A 21443-nucleotide genomic window follows, 5' to 3' on the forward strand; every position below is an offset into this window, starting at 1 on the left:
TTACTAGCTTTAACACATGAACTGCCCCAAAAGTGACGAAGAACCTATTTATTTTCTATTGTTCTTTTAGTTCGGAAGAATACATCACACCATACAAAGAAGTAAAATCTGTCATAGCCAACATTACTTGTTGTACTCCATAACATTATTTGTTATGTTCCATTACATTATTTGTTATGTTCCATTACATTATTTGTTATACCTCATTACATTATTTGTTATGCTCCACGACATTACTTGTTATGGGCTTTATCAATAAAATGATTACCTTTGCATCGGATAAAATACCCATCCAGCCTTATGAAGACAATCGCAATCACCGACCCCGCGGAAATTGAAGACATCATCCGCAAATGCCCTTACTGCATGGTGGGCATCACCGACTTGCAGGGCAATCCCTACGTCATCCCTATGAATTTCGCCTATCGGGATGGAGTAATCTATCTGCACTCCGGACCCGACGGCAGTAAACTGGAAATGGTAAAGCAACATCCACAAGTCTGCATCACCTTCTGCGAAGGACACGAACTGGTGTATATGCATCGGCAGGTGGCATGCAGCTACAGCATGAAGTCGCGCAGCGTGATGTGCCGGGGCAACGTACGCTTCATCGAAGAGATGGATGAAAAGCGAAACATACTCGACCTCGTGATGCGCCACTACGTCGACTACGAGTTCAAGTACAGCGAACCTGCCGTACGCAACGTAAAGATATGGGAAGTCAAGGTGGAAAAGATGACTTGCAAATCCTTCGGCCTGCGGCCAAGCGAGCTATAACCCTCTATTCGCCTCCTCAAAGTGGATATTCATCGAAGGCATACAGCAGCGTCGAAAGATAGCGTTCGCCTGTGTCGGGCAATAGCGCCACTATGATTTTCCCCTCATTTTCGGGAAGAAGTGCCAGACGGGTAGCTGCGCAGACAGCCGCACCGGAAGAGATACCTGCCAGCAGTCCCTCCTGACGTGCCAGTTCGCGACTGGTGCGGATAGCGTCGTCATTCGTCACTTGCATGATTTCGTCCACTACTGCCGAATTGTAATTCTGGGGAATGAACCCTGCGCCGATGCCCTGTATCTTATGTACTCCCGGCTCACCTCCTGAAAGCACCGGAGAGTCCGCAGGTTCCACTGCCACAATCTTCACACCCAAGTTGCGTTTCTTCAGCGCCGCACCCACACCGCTCACCGTACCGCCTGTGCCCACGCCGGCAACAAAGATTTCGACTTCCCCTTCCGTAGCGTGCCAGATCTCGGCACCGGTTGTGCGTTCGTGTATAGCGGGGTTGGCGGGATTGTCAAACTGTCCCAGAATCAGTGCGCCGGGCGTAGCCGTTTTCAACTCTTCGGCACGCGCCATAGCCCCCTTCATGCCTTTCGCGCCGGGAGTAAGAACCAGTTCGGCACCAAGAGCTTTCAATAGGTTGCGGCGCTCCATGCTCATGGTATCGGGCATGGTGAGAATCAGTTTATAACCTTTCACGGCAGCTACGAAGGCAAGTCCTATGCCCGTGTTGCCACTAGTAGGCTCTATAATCGTGGCTCCGGGTTTCAACCGTCCCGACGCTTCGGCCTCTTCAATCATGGCAAGCGCCACACGGTCTTTCACGCTTCCGGCAGGATTGAACGACTCCAGTTTCACCACCAGACGGGCTTTCAAGCCCTTCAATCGGTTGTAGTTACTCAACTCCAGCAAGGGAGTGTTGCCCACAAGTTCAGTGAGCTGTTTGGCTATTTTTTTCATTCTATTACTTATTGGTTCTATGTTTATAGGGAAGGAGGAGACTTCTTTCCGGTAGGAGTTATTGGGAGAGTTAACTCCTGTCAGAAAGAGAATTCAGAAAGTTCCTCCTATTCTAAGGACAAAGATAGCAGTCCAAAAGTTCACGGAAAATACCATATTTGTGGGATTTTCGTACTATAAATGAGGGATTTTCGCTGAGAATAATTAACTTTGCCCCACCTTATATAAACAAGGATATCCCAATGAGTCCATTGAACTTTACTCACATTTTGACACAGGCAGTCGATGAACTATCGGAAAGTTCATCTTACAAAGGACTGTTTCATCAGCACACAGACGGCACTCCGCTGCCTTCGGCAAGGGCGCTGCAAGATATTGTGGAGCTGTCGCGTGCTATTCTCTTCCCCGGATATTTCGGAAACTCTACCGTCAACAGCCGGACCATCAAGTACCACATCGGCGTGAACATAGAGCGCCTGTTCGACCTGCTGACCGGACAAATCCTGGCGGGACTTTGCTTTACGGGAGACGATGAATGCGCGCATTGCACCGAACAACAACGCGAAGAGGCCGCACGTCTTGCCGCCCAGTTCATCAGTCACCTGCCGGAAATGCGCCGCATACTGGCTACGGACGTGGTGGCTGCCTACAACGGCGACCCGGCGGCACATAGCTTCGGCGAGGTCATCAGCTGCTATCCTGCCATACGTGCCATCAGCAACTACCGCATCGCCCATGAACTGTTGACTCTTGGTGTGCCACTGATACCGCGCATCATCACCGAAATGGCGCACAGCGAAACGGGCATTGACATTCATCCGGGCGCGGCAATCGGTAGCTACTTCACCATAGACCACGGCACAGGCGTGGTAATCGGCGAAACGTGCATCATCGGCAACAACGTGAAGCTGTATCAAGGCGTCACATTAGGTGCCAAGAGCTTCCCGCTGGACGAGGATGGAAAGCCCATCAAAGGTATCCCCCGCCACCCGATACTGGAAGACAACGTCATCGTCTACTCCAACGCCACCATCTTGGGACGTATCACCATCGGACAGGGAGCCACAGTAGGAGGCAATATCTGGGTGACGGAAGACGTACCGGCAGGTGCCCGAATCGTACAGCCCAAAGCCAAAAAGTGACCGTCTTCAATCGGCTGTTTCAAGCATACCCGAACCCAATATGCGGACCCACTACATTAGATACGCAAATGCAGGAATCCGCCTGAGAATAATAGAAATCAATATAAAAAAAGAATAGTCAAACGATATAAGATGAACGAACAATTTCAAATGATTGCCAAAACCTTCCAAGGCCTGGAAGAAATACTGGCACAAGAACTGACTGCATTAGGAGCCAATGACATAGAGATAGGCCGACGCATGGTCTCCTTCAGCGGCGACAAAGAGATGATGTACAAGGCAAACTTCTGTCTGCGCACAGCTATCCGCATCCTGAAACCCATCAAGAACTTCACCGCCAAAAACGCCGATGAGGTTTACGAACAAATCAAAGCCATCCGCTGGGAAGACATTCTGGACGTCAATAAGACATTTGCCATAGACGCCGTCGTGTTCAGCGAAGAGTTCCGCCACTCCAAATTCGTCTCTTATAAAGTGAAAGATGCCATTGTGGACTATTTCCGCGAGAACTTTGGCAAGCGCCCGTCCGTACGCATCAACAAGCCGGACGTGTTGCTGAACATACATATCTCACAAACTACATGCACGCTGTCGCTCGATTCGTCCGGCGAATCCCTCCATCGCCGCGGCTACAGACAGGAAGCAGTAGAGGCTCCGTTGAACGAAGTGCTTGCCGCCGGAATGATACTGATGACGGGCTGGAATGGAGAGTGCGACCTGATTGACCCGATGTGCGGTTCTGGAACAATCCCCATTGAAGCGGCACTTATTGCCCGCAACATCGCTCCGGGCGTGTTCCGCAAGGAATTTGCCTTCGAGAAGTGGAACGACTTCGACCAGAAACTGTTCGACAAGATATACAACGATGACAGTCAGGAACGCGACTTCTGCCACAAGATATATGGCTACGACAACAACCCGCAAGCCTACGAAATAGCCAAGCACAACATCAAGGCAGCAGGGGCATCCAAAGACATCACTCTGAAGTTGCAACCTTTCCAACAATTCGAACAGCCGGCAGAAAAAGCCATCATCATCACCAATCCGCCTTATGGCGAGCGTATCTCTACCAACAACCTGTTGGGATTATACCAAATGATAGGCGAACGGCTCAAACACGCCTTCATCGGAAACACGGCTTGGGTGCTCTCCTACCGCGAAGAGTGTTTCGATCAGATAGGACTGAAAGCCACCGAGAAAGTATCGTTATTCAATGGTGCACTGGATTGTGAATTCCGCAAATACGAGATTTTCGACGGGAAGTACAAAGAGTTCAAAAAGAAGGAGAGTGAGAACGAGGCCGAAAACCAAAGTGAAAACGAAGACGAAAACAAAGAAACTGCATTCAAATCAAGAGAAGACAAAGAGTTCAAACCCAGAGAAAACCGAGAGTTCAAACCGAGAGAATCACGCAGACCTGGTGACTCCAAACCTTGGAATAACAGATCGAGAGATCGGAAACCTTACGAATTCCATAAGGATGAAGACAGAGAACGGAAACCGTTCGACAGGGAACGCCGGCAGGGAGGAAACGGAGAGTTCAGACCGAGAAGGGAATTCAAGCCGAGAAACAGGGAAGATAGAGAATAAGAATAAAGAAAAGAAGCGATAAAGACAATGAGCATAATGAGCATGAAGATAATCGGTAAATGGATGGGAATGGCACTGCTGATGCTGCCCACTCTTTTGGTAACAGACATTATGGCACAAGAATTGAAGAAACCTACATTGGAAGACCTGATCCCCGGCGGAGAGACTTACCGGTATGCCGAGAACCTCTATGGCATACAGTGGTGGGGAGACATGTGCATCAAACCGGGAATAGACTCCCTGCTCGCAATCAATGCACAGACCGGAAAAGAGACCTTGCTCGTGACACGCGAGAAAATCAACCATGCACTACAACAAGAGAAATTGGGCGAACTGAGACAACTCTATCAAGTAAGCCTGCCTTGGGCGGACAAGACGCAGATTCTTCTCACCCTGCCCGGAAGCTACGCCGTCTACGACTGGGAAGCAGACCGAATCATCGGTAAACGGGAATTTCCGAAGGAGAGCAGTAACCGTGACTACCACGCTGCAAGCAACAATGTGGCATATACCCTCAAGAACAATCTCTTCGTGAACGACAGAGCCGTGACCGATGAACCCGACGGCATCGTATGCGGACAGAGCGTACACCGCAACGAGTTCGGTATCTCGAAAGGTACCTTCTGGAGTCCGCAAGGCGATCTTCTCGCTTTCTATCGTATGGACGAAAGCATGGTAACGCAATATCCGTTGGTGGACATCACTGCACGGATCGGCGAACTGAACAACGTCCGCTATCCGATGGCGGGAATGACAAGCCACAAGGTAACCGTAGGTATCTACAATCCCGCCACACAGAAGACCATCTACCTGAATGCAGGCGACCCCACAGACCGTTATTTCACTAACATCACATGGGCACCGGATGCCAAGAGCCTCTACCTCATCGAGTTGAACCGCGACCAAAACCACGCCCAGCTCTGCCAGTATGATGTCGAGACAGGCGAGCGGATCACCCGCTTTGAACTGGAGGAGAAGCATCCCAAATATGTAGAGCCGCAACACCCTATCCTTTTCCTGCCTTGGGACGGGAGGAAATTCATCTTCCAAAGCCAACGGGACGGTTACAACCACCTATATCTGGCAGACACCCAAACGCTGACTTATCCCGACACACATTCTGCTGCCGCAGGAGGCAGTTACCGTCAAGGCTGCAAGGTGAAACAACTGACGCAAGGCAACTGGCTTGTGCAAGACGTGCTCGGCTTCAACGAGAAGAAGAAAGAGATCATCTTCACCGCCACCAAAGAGTCTCCCTTGCAAAGCAATCTGTATAAGATGAACATCAACAGCAACAAGATTACCCCGTTGGACAACGGTAAGGGTGTACACTCCGGAAAACTAAGCGCATCGGGCAGTTACCTTATTGATACGTGGTCAAGCCCCGAAATGCCGCGCAGCATCAACCTCACCGGTACTCAGAACAACAAAAGCATCAACCTGCTGACAGCCCGCAATCCATACGAAGGTTTCGACATGCCCAGCATCGAGACAGGTACCATCAAAGCTGCCGACGGTGTGACCGACCTCTACTACCGTCTGGTGAAACCCGCTGACTTCGACCCCACAAAGAAGTATCCTGCCATCGTCTACGTCTACGGCGGTCCGCACGCACAGATGATCACCAACGGATGGATGAACTCCACACGCGGATGGGACCTCTACATGGCAGGGAAGGGCTACATCATGTTCTCCCTCGACAACCGTGGCAGCGACAACCGCGGACTCGAATTTGAGAACGCCACTTTCCGCCAACTCGGCATCGAAGAGGGCAAAGACCAAGTGAAGGGTGCCGAATTTCTGAAAAGCCTCCCTTACGTGGACGGCAACCGCATTGGTGTGCACGGCTGGAGTTTCGGCGGACACATGACTACCGCACTGATGCTCCGCTATCCGGAGATCTTCAAAGTGGGTGTGGCAGGTGGACCGGTCATTGATTGGAGCTACTACGAGGTGATGTACGGCGAACGCTACATGGATACCCCGCAAAGCAACCCCGAAGGATACAAGAACAGCAACCTGAAGAACCTTGCCGGAAACCTGAAAGGACATCTGCTCATCATCCACGATGACCACGACGACACCTGCGTGCCGCAACACACGCTCTCTTTCATGAAGGCCTGCGTGGATGCCCGCACCTATCCTGACCTGTTCATCTACCCCACGCACAAGCATAATGTCATCGGACGCGACCGCGTGCATCTGCATGAGAAGATAACGAGATACTTTGAGGATTATTTGAAAAAATAAAGAGTTAAAAAGTATAAGGAGCTAAGAAGTTAAACACCTTCCTTAACTTCTTAACTCCTAAAGAAACAATCAGAAATTTAAAAACAAACATATATGAAAGTATTATTATTAGGAAGCGGCGGCCGCGAGCACGCCTTGGCATGGAAGATTGCCCAAAGCCCGAAAGTAGAGAAACTTTTTATCGCCCCCGGTAATGCAGGCACAGGTGCGGCAGGTGAGAACGTAGACATCAAAGCAACCGACTTCACCGCCCTGAAAGCATTTGCACTGGAACAGGGCATAGAGATGATTGTGGTAGGTCCTGAAGACCCGTTGGTACACGGCATCTACGACAGTTTCACTGAGGATGCATCTACCCGGCATATCGCCATCATAGGCCCGACGGCCAAAGGCGCGCAACTGGAAGGCAGCAAAGAGTTTGCCAAAGCCTTCATGCAACGCCACAGCATTCCGACTGCACGCTACAAAAGCATCACTGCCAATAACCTGGAAGAAGGACTTGCCTTCCTCGAAAGCCTCGAAGCCCCCTACGTACTGAAAGCCGACGGTCTTTGCGCCGGAAAAGGCGTGCTCATCCTCCCCACCCTCGAAGAGGCAAAGAAAGAACTGAAAGAGATGCTCGGAGGCATGTTCGGACAAGCCAGCGCGACGGTGGTCATCGAAGAGTTCCTTAGTGGCATCGAGTGTTCCGTATTCGTACTGACGGACAGCAAGCACTACAAGGTGTTGCCCGTGGCTAAAGACTACAAACGCATCGGCGAAGGCGATAAAGGCCTGAACACCGGCGGTATGGGAAGTGTGACACCCGTTCCGTTTGCCGACGAGACATTTATGGAGAAAGTGCGCACCCGTATCATCGAACCCACCATCAACGGACTGCAAGAAGAGAACATCCTCTACAAAGGATTTATCTTCCTCGGACTGATCAACGTAAAAGGAGAACCGATGGTGATAGAGTATAACGTCCGCATGGGCGACCCGGAAACCGAAAGCGTCATGCTGCGTATCCAAAGCGACCTCGTCGAACTGTTGGAGGGCGTGCGCGACGTGAATCTCGATACGAAAGAACTCGTAATGGATCCGCGCACGGCAGCCTGTGTCATGCTGGTCAGCGGCGGTTATCCCGAAGCGTACGAGAAAGGCAAAGTCATGACCGGACTGGAAGCCGCAGCCGCTACGGACAGCATCCTCTTCCATGCCGGAACAGCCATGAAAGACGGAAACGTAGTGACAGCCGGCGGCCGCGTGATTGCCGTATGCTCATACGGTGAGAACAAAGAAGAGGCACTTGCCAAAAGCTATAAAGTGGCAGAGATGATCGAATTCGACAAGAAGTATTTCCGCCGCGACATCGGATTCGACTTATAATCCTCTTCACCCACACATCCAAACTTTATCTGCTCCCTGTAAGACTCGAATGTTCTTCGTGTCCTATAACTTGGAGCAGGTATGGAGCGGGAGCGGGTATGGAGACAACCCTTTCGGAAAGTTGACAAGAATACAGAACAATGCGAAATAAACGACTACAGAACCGGATCACAGCCGGACGCTTTACGCTTCCCACCGCCATCATCCTGTCCCTGTTCGGCTGGATGCTGACTTCCGCCCTGTTGCCCGAGATGCCGGCAACGGAGAGCGGTTACTCGCTGTGGCAAACCGTCTGCAGCAGCTATATCCCGACATGGGCAAACACGCCGCTGAGTTTCATCCTCTACAGCATAATTGGCTATTTCCTGATCGAGCTGAACAACACGTTCGCCATCATCCGTATGCGTGCCTCTGTGCAGACATCCATCTATTTCCTGCTGATGTCCGTTTGTCCTGCCCTGCACCGGCTATATGCCGGAGACATTGCTTCGGTTGCCTTCCTCATCTCTCTATTCTTCCTGTTTCAGGGATATCAGCACACGAAACCGGAGGGTCCCCTGTTCTATTCCTTCCTGTTCATCGGAGTGGGCAGCCTGGTTTTTCCACAGCTGACACTGTTCATCCCGCTCTTTTGGATAGGTGCGCATAGTTTTCAGGCACTTACACTGAAAAGTTTCTTCGGTAGTCTGACAGGGTGGTTCCTGCCTTACTGGTTTCTGTTCGGGCATGCTTACTTCCACGATAAGATGGAGCTTTTCTACCAACCTTTCATCGAGTTGGGCACTTTCCATGCGATCACTTTCAGCAACTTCCCGCTGTGGGAGGCTGCCACGCTGGGATATCTGTTTTTACTCTTTGCCGTAAGCTCCGTGCACTGTCTGGTGGCGGGTTATGAGGACAAGATACGCACTCGCAGCTACCTGCAATTTCTCATTTTCCTGAGCCTTTGCATCTTCGGGTATATCTTGCTGCAACCTATGCTGACGGTTCATCTGCTGCCTTTGTTACTGATAGGGGTCAGCATTCTGTCGGGACATTTTGTGGTACTGACGAACAGTCGGGCGTCTAATGTGTTTTTCATTTGTGCCCTTGCGGGACTTGTTCTTTTATTCGGATTTAATTTATGGACGCTTTTATAGATTCACTGGTTCAACTCATGATAGACTGGGGTTATCTCGGTCTCTTCGTCTCCGCAGTGCTGGCGGGCAGTGTCATTCCTTTCAGCTCGGAGTTGGTGATGATAGCCCTCGTGAAGGTGGGACTCAACCCTGCGATGTGTGTCCTGTCCGCTACATTGGGCAATACCATCGGCGGCATGACGTGCTACTACATGGGGCATTTGGGTAACGTGGTCTGGATAGAGAAATACTTCAAGGTGAAGAAAGAGAAGATAGACAAGATGCAGCAATTCCTGCAAGGGAAAGGAGCACTGATGGGGTTCTTTGCCTTCCTGCCTTTTGTGGGTTCCGCAGTTGCCATAGCACTGGGGTTCATGCGGAGCAATGTGTGGTTGACCACCTTGTCTATGTTAACCGGAAAACTGGTGCGCTATGCAGTGATGCTGCTGGCGCTGAGAGAGGCGATGTCGGTGCTCTCTTAAGAAATGGAAAATGGAAAGGGGAGAATGAGAAGTGGAGAATGGAAAAATGGAAAATGAAAGGATGAAACGAATTATCGAACATACGGAAGACGGAAGCGCAACATTGTTTGTGCCGGAGCTGAACGAGCACTATCATTCGGTGAAAGGGGCACGCACGGAGTCGCAACACATCTTCATCAATATGGGATTGAAAACCTCAACCGCACCGCAACCACGCATTCTGGAGATCGGTTTCGGTACCGGGTTGAATGCCTTGCTCACGCTCGAAGTTGCCGGGCAGGAAAAACGGCGTGTTCACTACACCGGTATCGAGTTTTATCCGCTCTCTTGGGAGGAAGTAGATGCATTGAAATACAGCGACAACCCTCTCTTTCAAAGGCTACATACTGCGCCTTGGGAAGAAGATGTGGAGGTCTCTTCGTTCTTCACCCTGCGGAAGAGAAAAGGGGATGCCAACATCATCGCCGAGAGCGAACGCGCACTGGACCTTGTCTATTTCGACGCTTTCGCACCCGAAAAGCAACCGGAGATGTGGAGCGAACAATTATTCCGCACCCTCTACGTTAATATGAATACAGGAGGCATACTGACAACGTACTGTGCCAAAGGAGTCGTACGCCGCCTGTTGCAGGCTGTGGGCTTTCGCGTAGAACGTCTGCCGGGACCTCCGGGAGGAAAACGGGAAATACTGAGAGCCACGAAAACAGAACACAAAGATTTAGAGATAAGTAGTTAAAGGTATTCATTTAATTACTATAATGTGCAGAACTTTAATAAATGTAACAGAACAATGAAACAAGCATTCCTATATATACTCATCGCCATCCTTGCCGTAGGTTGCAAGAACAGCAGTATGCAGCATGACAAAGAGAACGACAGCAAACCCATCATCACTGTCACCATCGAACCGCTGCGCTACTTCACCGAAGCCATCGCAGGCGACCACTTCAGCATCGTCAGCATGGTTCCCAAGGGTAGCAGCCCTGAAACCTACGACCCTACTCCCCAACAACTTGTGGAACTGGCCAAGAGCAAGGCTTATTTCCGTATCGGCCACATCGGCTTCGAACAAGTCTGGATGGACAAACTGACGGACAACGCTCCGCACCTGCAGTTCTTCGATACGTCACGCGGCATCAGCCTGATCTACGACTCCGCCCATGCCCACCACCATCACAACGACTACGATGAACCGTACATCAATGATTCCCTCCGCAACGGCGAACATCCGCACGACATGGGCATCGAGCCTCATGTATGGAGCTCGGCCTACAATGCCCAAATCATTGTCGGCAACATTGTCAATGCCTTGTGCAGTATCGACAAAGCAAACGAAAACGTCTACATGGAGCGTTACAAAGAACTTTGCAAGCGGATAGAGCGTACCGACAGCATTATCTGCCACAAACTCTCTACCCCCAACGCCGACCGTGCCTTCATGATCTATCATCCGGCACTGTCCTACTTCGCACGCGACTACGGGTTGCACCAGATCTCCATCGAAGAGGATGGCAAAGAGCCTTCTCCCGCCCACCTCAAGAACCTGATAGATGCTTGCCGGAGAGAAAAAGTACGTGTCATCTTCGTGCAGCCGGAGTTTGACCGTTGCAATGCGGAAATCATTGCCCGTCAGACCGGTACGAAGGTAGTTCCTATCAATCCGTTATCTTACGACTGGGAACAGGAGATGTTGAGTATCGCCGAAGAATTGGTCATCAAGAACTGAAACGCATGAGTACTCCCCTGATTGAAATAAAGAACCTCAGTGCCGGCTACGACGGTCGCACCGTGCTGCACGACGTGAATCTCACCGTTTACGACCGTGACTTTCTGGGCATCATCGGTCCCAACGGCGGTGGTAAGACCACACTCATCAAGTGCATCCTCGGTCTGCTGAAACCCACAGCGGGAGAAATCTTATACGCCCCCGCCACCAACTCTTCACTCTCCACTCTCCATTCTCCCCTCTCTATGGGTTACCTGCCTCAATACAACAGTATCGACCGCAAGTTTCCCATCACTGTGGAAGAGGTCGTCCTGTCCGGTCTCAGTTCGCAGAAGCCGCTCTATTCCCGCTTCACCGCCGCGCATCGTGCCAAGGCGCAGGAGGTCATCGCCCGCATGGGACTGGAAGGACTGGAGAAGCGTTCCATCGGTGCACTGAGCGGTGGGCAGTTGCAACGCGCCTTGCTGGGTCGTGCCGTCATCTCCGATCCCAAATTAGTGGTCCTTGACGAACCCAGCACTTACATTGACAAACGTTTTGAAGCCCGCCTCTACGAGCTTCTGACGGAAATCAACCGCAATTGCGCCATCATCCTTGTCAGCCACGACATTGGTACCGTGCTGCAACAAGTGAAGTCCATCGCCTGCGTGAACGAGACACTGGACTATCATCCCGACACAGGGATCAGTGAAGAGTGGTTGGAACGTAACTTCAATTGCCCGATTGAGTTACTGGGACACGGAGCGATTCCGCACCGTATACTGGCGGAGCACAAGCATTCCCACGGGCATGAATAAGGAACTCAGTATCAACAAAAAAGACCCGAAAACAGTCAGGAAAAGAAACTATATCCATCAGGAGGAGAAGTCGTATCTGTCAGGGAAGATATAGTTTTCTCCTAACTAAGAACACTCTTTGCAAACTGACTGTAACGGTTTTGATGGCTGAAAGTAACGATCTCGACAACCAGCAGTAACGGTTTCGCAAATCGATAGTGATGGTTTCGGAAACTACACATGACCTCCATATCCTTTAAGCAATCCTAATAATCAACATTATTGCATTTATTTAAAGCTGAAATCATTATCTTTGTGCCCGTATATGCCAAAACACCATGCAAAATGGCGGCATAACAATTTGTAGAAAACAAAACTGAATAAATAACGAATTTCATCCGAATGAAACAGTACAGAACCGTAAACAACCTCATGGGTTGGATTACTTTCATCATTGCAGCAACGGTCTACTGCATGACCATAGAGCCGACTGCAAGTTTTTGGGACTGCCCGGAGTTCATCACTACCGGCTATAAACTGGAAGTAGGACACCCGCCCGGAGCACCTTTCTTCATGTTAGTGGCCAACCTATTCTCACAATTCGCCTCCGACGCCAGCACGGTAGCCAAGATGGTGAACTATATGAGCGCCTTCATGAGCGGCGCCTGCATCCTGTTCCTCTTCTGGAGCATCACGCACTTGGTGCGCAAACTCGTCATCACCGACGAAAACCATATCACGTACAAGCAACTGGTCACCGTCATGGGTAGCGGTCTGGTAGGGGCATTGGCCTATACGTTCAGTGATACATTCTGGTTCAGTGCCGTAGAAGGCGAGGTATATGCCTTCTCCTCTCTGTTTACTGCCGTTGTGTTCTGGCTGATACTGAAGTGGGAAGACGTGGCGGACGAGCCGCACAGCGACCGCTGGCTTATCCTCATCGCCTACCTGACGGGGCTTAGCATCGGTGTCCATCTGCTGAACTTGCTCTGCCTGCCTGCCATCGTACTGGTCTACTATTATAAGAAAGTGCCCAATGCCGACGTGAAAGGTTCACTATTGGCTCTGATAGCTTCCGGTGTATTGGTGGCTGTGGTGCTTTATGGCATGGTACCGGGCATCGTGAAGGTGGGCGGCTGGTTTGAATTGCTCTTCGTGAATACGTTGGGCATGCCCTTCAACAGCGGCGTGATGGTCTACATCGTCGTACTGGCAGTTTCCATCATCTGGGGCGTATACGAAAGCTATGTAGAGCGGAACAAACTGTTCATGGCCATTTCCTTTGTCGTGACTATCGCCTTGCTGGGCATTCCGTTCTACGGACATGGCACAAGTGCCGTGGTTATCGGTGTACTGGTCATCTCTTTCCTCTTCCTCTACCTCAGCCCGAACATACAGGCCAAGTTGAAAGAGAGATACCGCATTTCGGCACGCACGCTCAACACCGCACTCTTGTGCACCATGATGATCGTCATCGGCTATTCTTCATACGCCATCATCGTTATCCGTTCCACCGCCAACACGCCGATGGATCAGAACTCTCCTGAGGACATCTTCACCTTGGGCGAATATCTGGGACGCGAGCAGTACGGTACCCGCCCGCTCTTCTACGGACAGGCGTTCTCCTCCAAAGTCGCCCTCGATGTGAAGGACGGCTATTGCTCGCCGCGCATCTCCTATAACGGAACCAAATTCATCCGCAAAGAGAAAGCTACTCCCGACGAGAAAGACAGCTACATTGAAATTCCCGGACGCATCGAGTACGAATATGCACAGAATATGCTCTTCCCCCGCATGTACAGTTCGCAACACGCCAACGAATACCATGCTTGGGTAGATATCAAAGGCTATGACGTTCCCTACGACCAATGCGGGCAGATGATCATGGTGAACATGCCCACGCAGTGGGAGAACATCAAGTTCTTCTTCTCCTACCAGCTTAACTGGATGTACTGGCGCTACTTCCTGTGGAACTTCGCCGGACGCCAAAACGACCTGCAAGGCAGCGGAGAGATAGAGCATGGCAACTGGATCACCGGTATCCCATTCATCGACAACTGGCTGGTGGGCGACCAAAGCCTGTTGCCGCAGGAACTGCAAAACAACAAGGGGCACAACGTCTTCTACTGTCTGCCCCTGCTCTTGGGCATCATTGGCTTGTTGTGGCAGGCCTACCGCGGACAGAAAGGCATCCAGCAGTTCTGGGTAGTCTTCTTCCTCTTCTTCATGACGGGTATCGCCATCGTGCTCTACCTGAACCAAACGCCTACACAACCGCGCGAACGCGACTATGCTTATGCCGGTTCGTTCTATGCCTTTGCCATCTGGATAGGTATGGGTGTGGCAGGACTGATACAATTGATCATTGACAATGGACAATGGACAATTAAGAAGCTGTTCTGCCAAGGAAAAGAGGATGAAGCCGCCCGCAAGAAATTATCAATTGTCAATTGCCAATTGTCCATTGCCATCGTCTTGCTTTGTCTACTCGTCCCCATACAGATGGCAAGCCAGACGTGGGACGACCACGACCGCAGCGACCGTTATCTGGCACGCGACTTTGGACAGAACTACCTGATGTCTCTGCAAGAGAGCGGTAACCCGATCATCTATACCAACGGAGATAACGATACCTTCCCCCTTTGGTACAACCAGGAGACGGAAGAATTCCGTACCGATGCCCGTACCTGCAACCTCAGCTATCTGCAGACGGACTGGTACATCGACCAAATGAAACGTCCTGCCTACGACTCCCCGTCGCTGCCCATCACCTGGGATCGCATGGAGTATGTAGAAGGAACCAACGAGTACATCCCCGTGCAGGCGGACTACAAGAAGAGCATCGACGCCCTCTATGCCGAAGCCGAAAAGCAGGCGCTGAATGGCAATCCGGAAGCTTTGGTCAACGTGAAGAAAGAGTTTGGCGAGAACCCTTACGAGTTACAGAACATCCTGAAATACTGGGTACGTAGCAAGAACGAAGACCTCAAGTTGATCCCAACGGACAGTATCGTGATGAAAGTGGATAAGGAAGCCGTGCGCCGTAGCGGCATGATGTTGCCTGGTGACAGCATTCCCGACTATATGCACATCTCGCTGAAAGGTAAACGTGCCCTCTACAAGAGTGAACTCATGATGCTCGAGATGCTGGCGGAATCCAACTGGGAACGCCCCATCTACATGGCTGTCAGCGTAGGCACGGAGAACCACCTCAACATGGGCAATCACTTCATACAGGAAGGTCTTGCCTATCGCTTCACGCCGTTCGACACCGAGAAGACGGGCGTCAAGATAGACAGCGAAAAGATGTACGACAACCTGATGAACAAGTTCAAGTTCGGAGGCATCGACAAGGAGGGCATCTACATTGACGAGAACGCCATGCGTATGTGTTACTCTCACCGCCGCATCTTCTCGCAACTCGTCGGCCAACTGATACGCGAAGGCAAGAAGGATAAGGCAAAAGCCGCACTGGATTATGCCGAGAAGATGATTCCTGCTTATAACGTGCCCTACGATTTCCAGAACGGCGCCATACAAATGGCGGAAGCTTACTACCAGATAGGTGAAACGGAAAAGGCGGACAACATCATGAAAGCCCTTGCCGACAAGGCCGTGGAATACCTCACTTGGTATCTGAGCCTTTCCGACAGACATTTCGCCATCTCCGCCCGTGAAATCACCGAATATCATCTGCCTATCCTCAACTCGGAAGTCAAACTGATGCAGAAGTATAACTCTGAGTTGGCGCCGGTGTATGATAAGAAGCTGGACGAATTGTATCAGATGTGCGTCGACCGCTTGCAATAACCCATGTCAAATAAGGAGGGTTTCAACACTGATTACGCAGATCAGCACAGATTGGCACAAATTGATACAGATTGCACAAATAAGATTGGCACAGATCATTTTATGATAATCTGTGCCGGTCTGTGTAACCTGTGATGACGCTCCCCTTTCTTCATTCTTCATAACCATAGTGCAATGTTTATAGAACAGCCTCCCGAGTTTGTCCGAAAGCTATATCCCGGCGCCATTTGGCGCATGAACCCGAATGAGAAAGCCGTCTACCTGACGTTTGACGACGGTCCCATCCCAGAAGTTACTCCGTGGGTACTCGACTTGCTGGACAAGCATAACATCAAAGCCACCTTCTTCATGGTGGGAGATAATATACGCAAGCATCCCGATGTGTTCCAAATGGTAGTGGAGCGCGGGCACCGCATCGGCAACCACACGTTCAATCATATCCGCGGATTCGAATATCTGTCCAACAACTACCTTGCCAATACGGACAAGGCAAACGAGTTGATGAAGACAGACCTCTTCCGTCCGCCGCACGGGCACATGCGTTGGGGACAATATTTCACCCTGAAACGGCACTATAAGATCATCATGTGGGATTTGGTGACCCGTGACTACAGTAAGAAGCTACGGGGGCCTCAGGTGCTTGCCAACGTGATGCGCTATGCGCGGAATGGCTCCATCATCACCTTCCACGATTCCCTGAAGTCCTGGAACAACGGCAACCTGCAATATGCACTGCCGCGGGCACTGGATTTCCTGAAGGAGGAGGGATATGAGTTTAAGCTGCTATAAGAAAAAAGGCTTGCGCATTTGTCATTTTGCACAAGCCTTTCTTCAATAATCCTACACCCGATTATATTCTGTTTGAAGCCATACGTTTTTAACTCACAGAGCGGATATTTTCGTCCCGTGAGACAAAATTATTCGTCCCACGAGACAGATTTATTCGCCTCACGGGACGGATTTATTCGCCTCACGGGACAAAAAAATCCGTCCCACGGGATGAATTCATTCACCTCGTGAGACGGATTTCAGAATCGATAAGAGTTATCGGGAGTTACTTCACTGTCACTGTCAGCGGGTTACGTACCTTCTGAGCGAAGTTTGCCATATAGGCATTCCATGCTTCGGCACTCTTGATGTCAGCCTTGTCCCAAGCTGCACCCCAGTAGTAAACATATTCCGCACCCGGCTCGTAGTCGCTGATAGCTAATACATGACCGTCTGCACCACCGCGCAACTCGTTCTTTTCCTGTTCAGAGAAGAGCAGTGATTTAGCTTCCTTCACTGTAGCAGGGAAAGCTGCACCTACGAAGATCTTGCCATTGTTGTTGTTCACATTGTCCGTCGGGTCTACGTAAGTGATGTAACCGTTGGCAGCATCAGCAACGACAGCACCGTCCGGCTCATGCAATACGATACCGGTAACCACCGGAGTAACCTCCTTCAGATTATCATAAGCAACAACTGTCTTGTTCAGGTGAGAACCTGCATCCAACGAGATGACACGCGTTTCAATTACCGTAGAATCCCCTTTGATAGTCAACGGATTGTACGTCAGTTTCACAGTGAAACGCAACGGGCCGTTATCCAGAATATCCTGTGTTGCATAGCAATACGGATATACAATCTCACCGTCGGGCATCAGCGCAGCCGTACCGCCACCCAACGTAGGACCTACTTTATAACAGTCCAGACCGTTTCCGTGGTCTACGTGATAGGAAACAGAACGATACAACTCTTTTGCTGCTTCCGGATCAGTCTTCTTCAGTTCAGCGATCTTTGCTTTAGTATCAGGATTCAATTCGCTCGCATAGCGTGCTTCAACTACCGGTTCGGTAGTGTTATACTTTGTCCATACATCATATCCGAAAGCACGCTCACCACTCATCTGCAAGGCAGGACCATACGTGCGGAAAGCAACCAGATCATTCTCCCAAGCTACATCATCCACACGCTCAGGATAATATCTTCCGCATGCTTTTGCAGCAAACGCCTCAGGCGTGCCTACCTGAATAGTATAAGTAGCCGTACCGTTGGCAGCCACACTTGCCGGGAAGATAACCTTCTCGTCATACGTAATCTGATAGGGAACTTGTTGTCCGTCTGCATTCAGCACTACGATCTGTGCCGTGTCAGCCAGTTTCAGTTGGTCGGCAATGTCGCTCATGGCCACTTCAACCATTTCGTCAGAACGCTCCATTGCCAAAGGATTGCTTACCGTTACAGTAACTGCATCCTTTGTGTTAGTACAGGCAAAACAGCACAATACTGTTGCCACTAAAAGGAATAACTTTTTCATATTGCTTAATTTATTTACTTTGATTTAGCCAACACTTCCCTGACTCAAGCCACATCTTCCCGGCAAACGAGTCCCCAAAGAAACAGGATACGACAGATGAAAAAAAGATTTCAGAGCAGAAGTCGGCAAGAATATTAAAATACTGGTATAAGAAACCGCAGAGTGATTTTCTTTAAAAAACTTCCCTCGGAAAGAAGCTGAAATAAAATCAGAACAGTTTCCGGAACAGGCAAGGTTTCAACCTAAAGAGGGTGTGCCTAAACTATACTGTTCTGGCACCCCCTCCTTGTCTATCAAAAAAAAACTTATCTGTTCAGCTTATGATTAGGGTTGTTTACCGATGTAAGCCAAGATACCACCGTCTACGTAGAGCACATGGCCGTTTACGAAGTTAGAAGCATCGGAAGCCAAGAATACGGCAGGACCCATCAAATCTTCAGGCGTACCCCAACGTGCAGCCGGAGTTTTGGCAACGATGAATGCATCAAACGGATGACGTGAACCGTCAGCTTGCGGCTCGCGAAGCGGTGCAGTCTGCGGAGTAGCGATGTAACCCGGGCCGATACCATTACACTGGATGTTGAATTCACCGTACTCAGAAGCGATGTTACGAGTCAGCATCTTCAGACCACCCTTGGCAGCAGCATAAGCAGAAACTGTTTCACGACCCAACTCACTCATCATAGAGCAGATGTTGATGATCTTTCCGTGACCTTTCTTAATCATAGAAGGAATGACAGCCTTTGATACGATGAACGGAGCGTTCAAATCGACGTCAATCACCTGACGGAATTCAGAAGCTTTCATTTCATGCATCGGGATACGCTTGATGATACCTGCATTGTTCACCAAGATGTCAATCACTCCCACTTCTTTCTCAATCTGGGCAACCATAGCATTCACTTGGTCTTCGTTCGTTACGTCGCATACATAGCCTTTAGCTTCAATGCCTTCAGCCTTGTAAGCAGCCATACCTTTGTCCACCAATTCTTGCTTGATGTCATTGAACACGATTTTCGCACCGGCTTGCGCAAAGGCAGTTGCCAAAGCAAAACCAATACCGTAAGAAGCACCTGTTACGAGTGCTACTTTGCCTTCTAATGAAAAGTTTACCATAATTTATTTACTTAAGTTAGGTTTAAAAATTACCTTTTTCTTTTTATATACGATTCTTATTCTCTGTCTACTCAATCTACTCAATTCAATCTATTCAACATTTTCTCTGTCTATCCGACATTACTTCAGGTCAGTAATCAACGAGAAGTCCTGATCGCCATAGTCGAGGTTCTCGCCGCCCATACCCCAGATGAAAGTATAGTTGTGAGTAGCCGCAGCAGAGTGGATAGACCATTCGGGAGACAATACAGCCTGATCGCCCTTCATCCAGATGTGGCGGGTTTCGTCTACTTCGCCCATGAAGTGACATACTGCATGTTCTTCGGGCACTTCAAAGTAGAAGTATGCCTCCATACGACGGCTGTGAACGTGTGCCGGCATGGTATTCCATACACTACCCGGAGCGAGTTCCGTCATACCCATCTGCAACTGGCAGGTAGGCAACACTTGGTTCACCAACATCTTATTTATATTGCGGTGGTTAGAGCCTTCCAGACTACCCATTTCAGCAATTACGGCATCAGCTTTAGTCACTTTCTTGTCAGGATAGTTACGGTGCGCAGTCAGCGAGTTAAAGTAGAACTTGGCAGGATTCTTTTCGTCCTTGCTCTCGAAAGTCACTTCACGGTCGCCTGAACCCAGATAGAGGGCTTCTTTATAATCCAGTTCGAACACAGCGTCGCCGGCTTTCACTACACCAGGACCACCTACATTGTAAATACCCATTTCACGACGGGTCAAGAAATAAGGAGCTTTCAGAGGATCGATAGCTTCCAATTTCAGCACTTCACCCACAGGCATTGCACCACCTACAACCATACGATCGTACATGGTGTATACCATATTCACTTCGTTAGCAGTGAAAACCTTTTCGATAAGGAAATCGCGACGGATACGTTGGGTATCATAACTCTTGGCATCTTCGGGATGCGCAGCATAGCGAATCTCATAGTTCGTTTTCATAATCCTATTGCGTTTTAAGTTTATAATAATCGGTTATTGGTACACATCGTTTGCGTACACGATGCAAATGTAGTAAAAGAAAACGGAGAATCATTACGATTTTGTCTCAATTATATAACATTATCGTCCAAATAGGGGAAAAAAGATAATTCTTTAACAGAAAATCACACAAATATTCCGCAATAAATCTAAATGTTAAAACCCATTGGCGGAATTAAATTGAAATTACATCATATCTTATGTCTCATAACAAGTAATGTAATGATGCATAACAAATAATGTAACGGAGCATAACAAGTAATGTAACGGGGAATAACAAATAATGTAACAGGGCCTCTCATTACTTCTTAAGTATCGCAAACTGAACTTGAGTTATTTTCACTTCTTTGTATGGCGTGATACATTCCTCCGAACTAAAATATACAATAGAAAATAAACAGGTTCTTCGTCACTTTTGGGGCAGTAAAATATACTAAACACCTTTATCTATAGACTATACCAGCTTATTTAAGGGAATAAAATTAAAGCTATCAAAAGACACATGTTCAATAGGACAAGCATTACCTTGTTAGGCAATAAATTTACTAGCTTTAACACATGAACTGCCCCAAAAGTGACGAAGAACCAATAAACACCACATTCTAACTCTCACATCTTTCACCCGTCCGTTAATCATATAGCATACAGCTATTTGCGGTGAAACATCTTGTTGGAAAGAAGAAGCATAACAAAACTAAATCCAGTACAAGGCAGGGTTAGCATGACAAACCTAAGGGTTAGCATGATAAACCTAAGGATTAGCACGACAAAGCTAAGGGTTAGCGGCATAAACGTGAACTTTAGCCACCCCAAAAGTTAGGAACAATCAGCTATCGGCCAGTAACGTTTCTCCCTAACATCTTCCTAATAATTATTAAATAAAATTAAGCAGAATCGATATATTAAAATACAATTAATACTTTAGCACAAAATTTTGGAATCGCTTTATGGAAAGCAGGTCTTTTATAAGCTATAGACATCAAGCAAAAGATGATAAACTGTATGTTTATTTAGAAAAAGTTC

Annotated in this window: 16 protein-coding genes; 12 read left to right on the forward strand and 4 right to left on the reverse strand. The window is 49.2% G+C overall.

What is annotated here, in order from left to right; all coding sequences use genetic code 11:
• Positions 1-300: 300 nt before the first annotated feature.
• Positions 301-777, forward strand: coding sequence for a pyridoxamine 5'-phosphate oxidase family protein (locus QZ323_RS12375; RefSeq protein ID WP_294634986.1), 477 nt, complete (start codon positions 301-303; stop codon positions 775-777).
• 16 nt (positions 778-793) lie between these two features.
• Here the strand turns inward: QZ323_RS12375 and cysK are convergent, their stop codons facing one another.
• Entirely contained in the window at positions 794-1741 is a 948-nt protein-coding gene (cysK, locus tag QZ323_RS12380) for a cysteine synthase A (RefSeq protein WP_294634987.1), read from the reverse strand.
• A gap of 242 nt (positions 1742-1983) precedes the next feature.
• Here cysK and QZ323_RS12385 point away from each other — a divergent pair, with 242 nt between their 5' ends.
• The 11 genes from QZ323_RS12385 to QZ323_RS12435 all read left to right on the forward strand — a co-directional run bounded on the left by QZ323_RS12385 (position 1984) and on the right by QZ323_RS12435 (position 16792).
• Positions 1984-2883, forward strand: a complete 900-nt coding sequence (locus tag QZ323_RS12385) for a serine acetyltransferase (RefSeq protein WP_294634988.1) — start codon at positions 1984-1986, stop codon at positions 2881-2883.
• Between the two features lie 132 nt (positions 2884-3015).
• Positions 3016-4473: a THUMP domain-containing protein gene (locus tag QZ323_RS12390; protein ID WP_294634989.1), complete on the forward strand. Its 1458-nt coding sequence runs from the start codon at positions 3016-3018 to the stop codon at positions 4471-4473.
• Positions 4474-4515: 42 nt separating this feature from the next.
• Positions 4516-6723, forward strand: a complete 2208-nt coding sequence (locus tag QZ323_RS12395) for a S9 family peptidase (protein ID WP_294635003.1) — start codon at positions 4516-4518, stop codon at positions 6721-6723.
• Positions 6724-6816: 93 nt separating this feature from the next.
• A complete protein-coding gene (gene purD, locus QZ323_RS12400; RefSeq protein WP_294634990.1) occupies positions 6817-8091 on the forward strand; it encodes a phosphoribosylamine--glycine ligase in 1275 nt (424 codons plus the stop codon).
• Positions 8092-8231: 140 nt separating this feature from the next.
• Positions 8232-9230: a hypothetical protein gene (locus tag QZ323_RS12405; protein ID WP_294634991.1), complete on the forward strand. Its 999-nt coding sequence runs from the start codon at positions 8232-8234 to the stop codon at positions 9228-9230.
• Positions 9215-9691 (forward strand): YqaA family protein, encoded by a 477-nt coding sequence (locus tag QZ323_RS12410; RefSeq protein WP_294634992.1) that lies wholly within the window; start codon positions 9215-9217, stop codon positions 9689-9691. The genes QZ323_RS12405 and QZ323_RS12410 overlap by 16 nt, the downstream gene beginning before the upstream one ends.
• Before the next feature lie 61 nt (positions 9692-9752).
• Complete coding sequence (mnmD, locus tag QZ323_RS12415; RefSeq protein WP_294634993.1) at positions 9753-10427, forward strand: tRNA (5-methylaminomethyl-2-thiouridine)(34)-methyltransferase MnmD; 675 nt, start codon at positions 9753-9755, stop codon at positions 10425-10427.
• Positions 10428-10481: 54 nt separating this feature from the next.
• A complete protein-coding gene (locus QZ323_RS12420; protein WP_294634995.1) occupies positions 10482-11417 on the forward strand; it encodes a zinc ABC transporter substrate-binding protein in 936 nt (311 codons plus the stop codon).
• A 5-nt stretch (positions 11418-11422) separates the two neighbouring features.
• Positions 11423-12214, forward strand: coding sequence for a metal ABC transporter ATP-binding protein (locus QZ323_RS12425; RefSeq protein WP_294634997.1), 792 nt, complete (start codon positions 11423-11425; stop codon positions 12212-12214).
• 381 nt (positions 12215-12595) lie between these two features.
• Positions 12596-16003 carry a DUF2723 domain-containing protein gene (locus QZ323_RS12430; protein ID WP_294634998.1) on the forward strand — a complete coding sequence of 1136 codons (3408 nt, stop codon included), beginning with the start codon at positions 12596-12598 and terminating at the stop codon, positions 16001-16003.
• A 174-nt stretch (positions 16004-16177) separates the two neighbouring features.
• Positions 16178-16792 (forward strand): polysaccharide deacetylase family protein, encoded by a 615-nt coding sequence (locus QZ323_RS12435; protein WP_294634999.1) that lies wholly within the window; start codon positions 16178-16180, stop codon positions 16790-16792.
• Between the two features lie 265 nt (positions 16793-17057).
• On the opposite strand, the gene QZ323_RS12440 is transcribed toward QZ323_RS12435, so the two are convergent.
• The 3 genes from QZ323_RS12440 to kduI form a co-directional block, all read right to left on the reverse strand.
• Positions 17058-18302, reverse strand: a complete 1245-nt coding sequence (locus tag QZ323_RS12440) for a DUF4861 domain-containing protein (protein ID WP_294635000.1) — start codon at positions 18300-18302, stop codon at positions 17058-17060.
• 324 nt (positions 18303-18626) lie between these two features.
• Positions 18627-19418 carry a gluconate 5-dehydrogenase gene (locus QZ323_RS12445; RefSeq protein WP_294635001.1) on the reverse strand — a complete coding sequence of 264 codons (792 nt, stop codon included), beginning with the start codon at positions 19416-19418 and terminating at the stop codon, positions 18627-18629.
• 120 nt (positions 19419-19538) lie between these two features.
• A complete protein-coding gene (kduI, locus tag QZ323_RS12450; protein ID WP_294635002.1) occupies positions 19539-20381 on the reverse strand; it encodes a 5-dehydro-4-deoxy-D-glucuronate isomerase in 843 nt (280 codons plus the stop codon).
• Between the last annotated feature and the right edge of the window lie 1062 nt (positions 20382-21443).

This window comes from uncultured Bacteroides sp. (assembly GCF_910585845.1).
Taxonomy (GTDB): Bacteria; Bacteroidota; Bacteroidia; order Bacteroidales; family Bacteroidaceae; genus Bacteroides.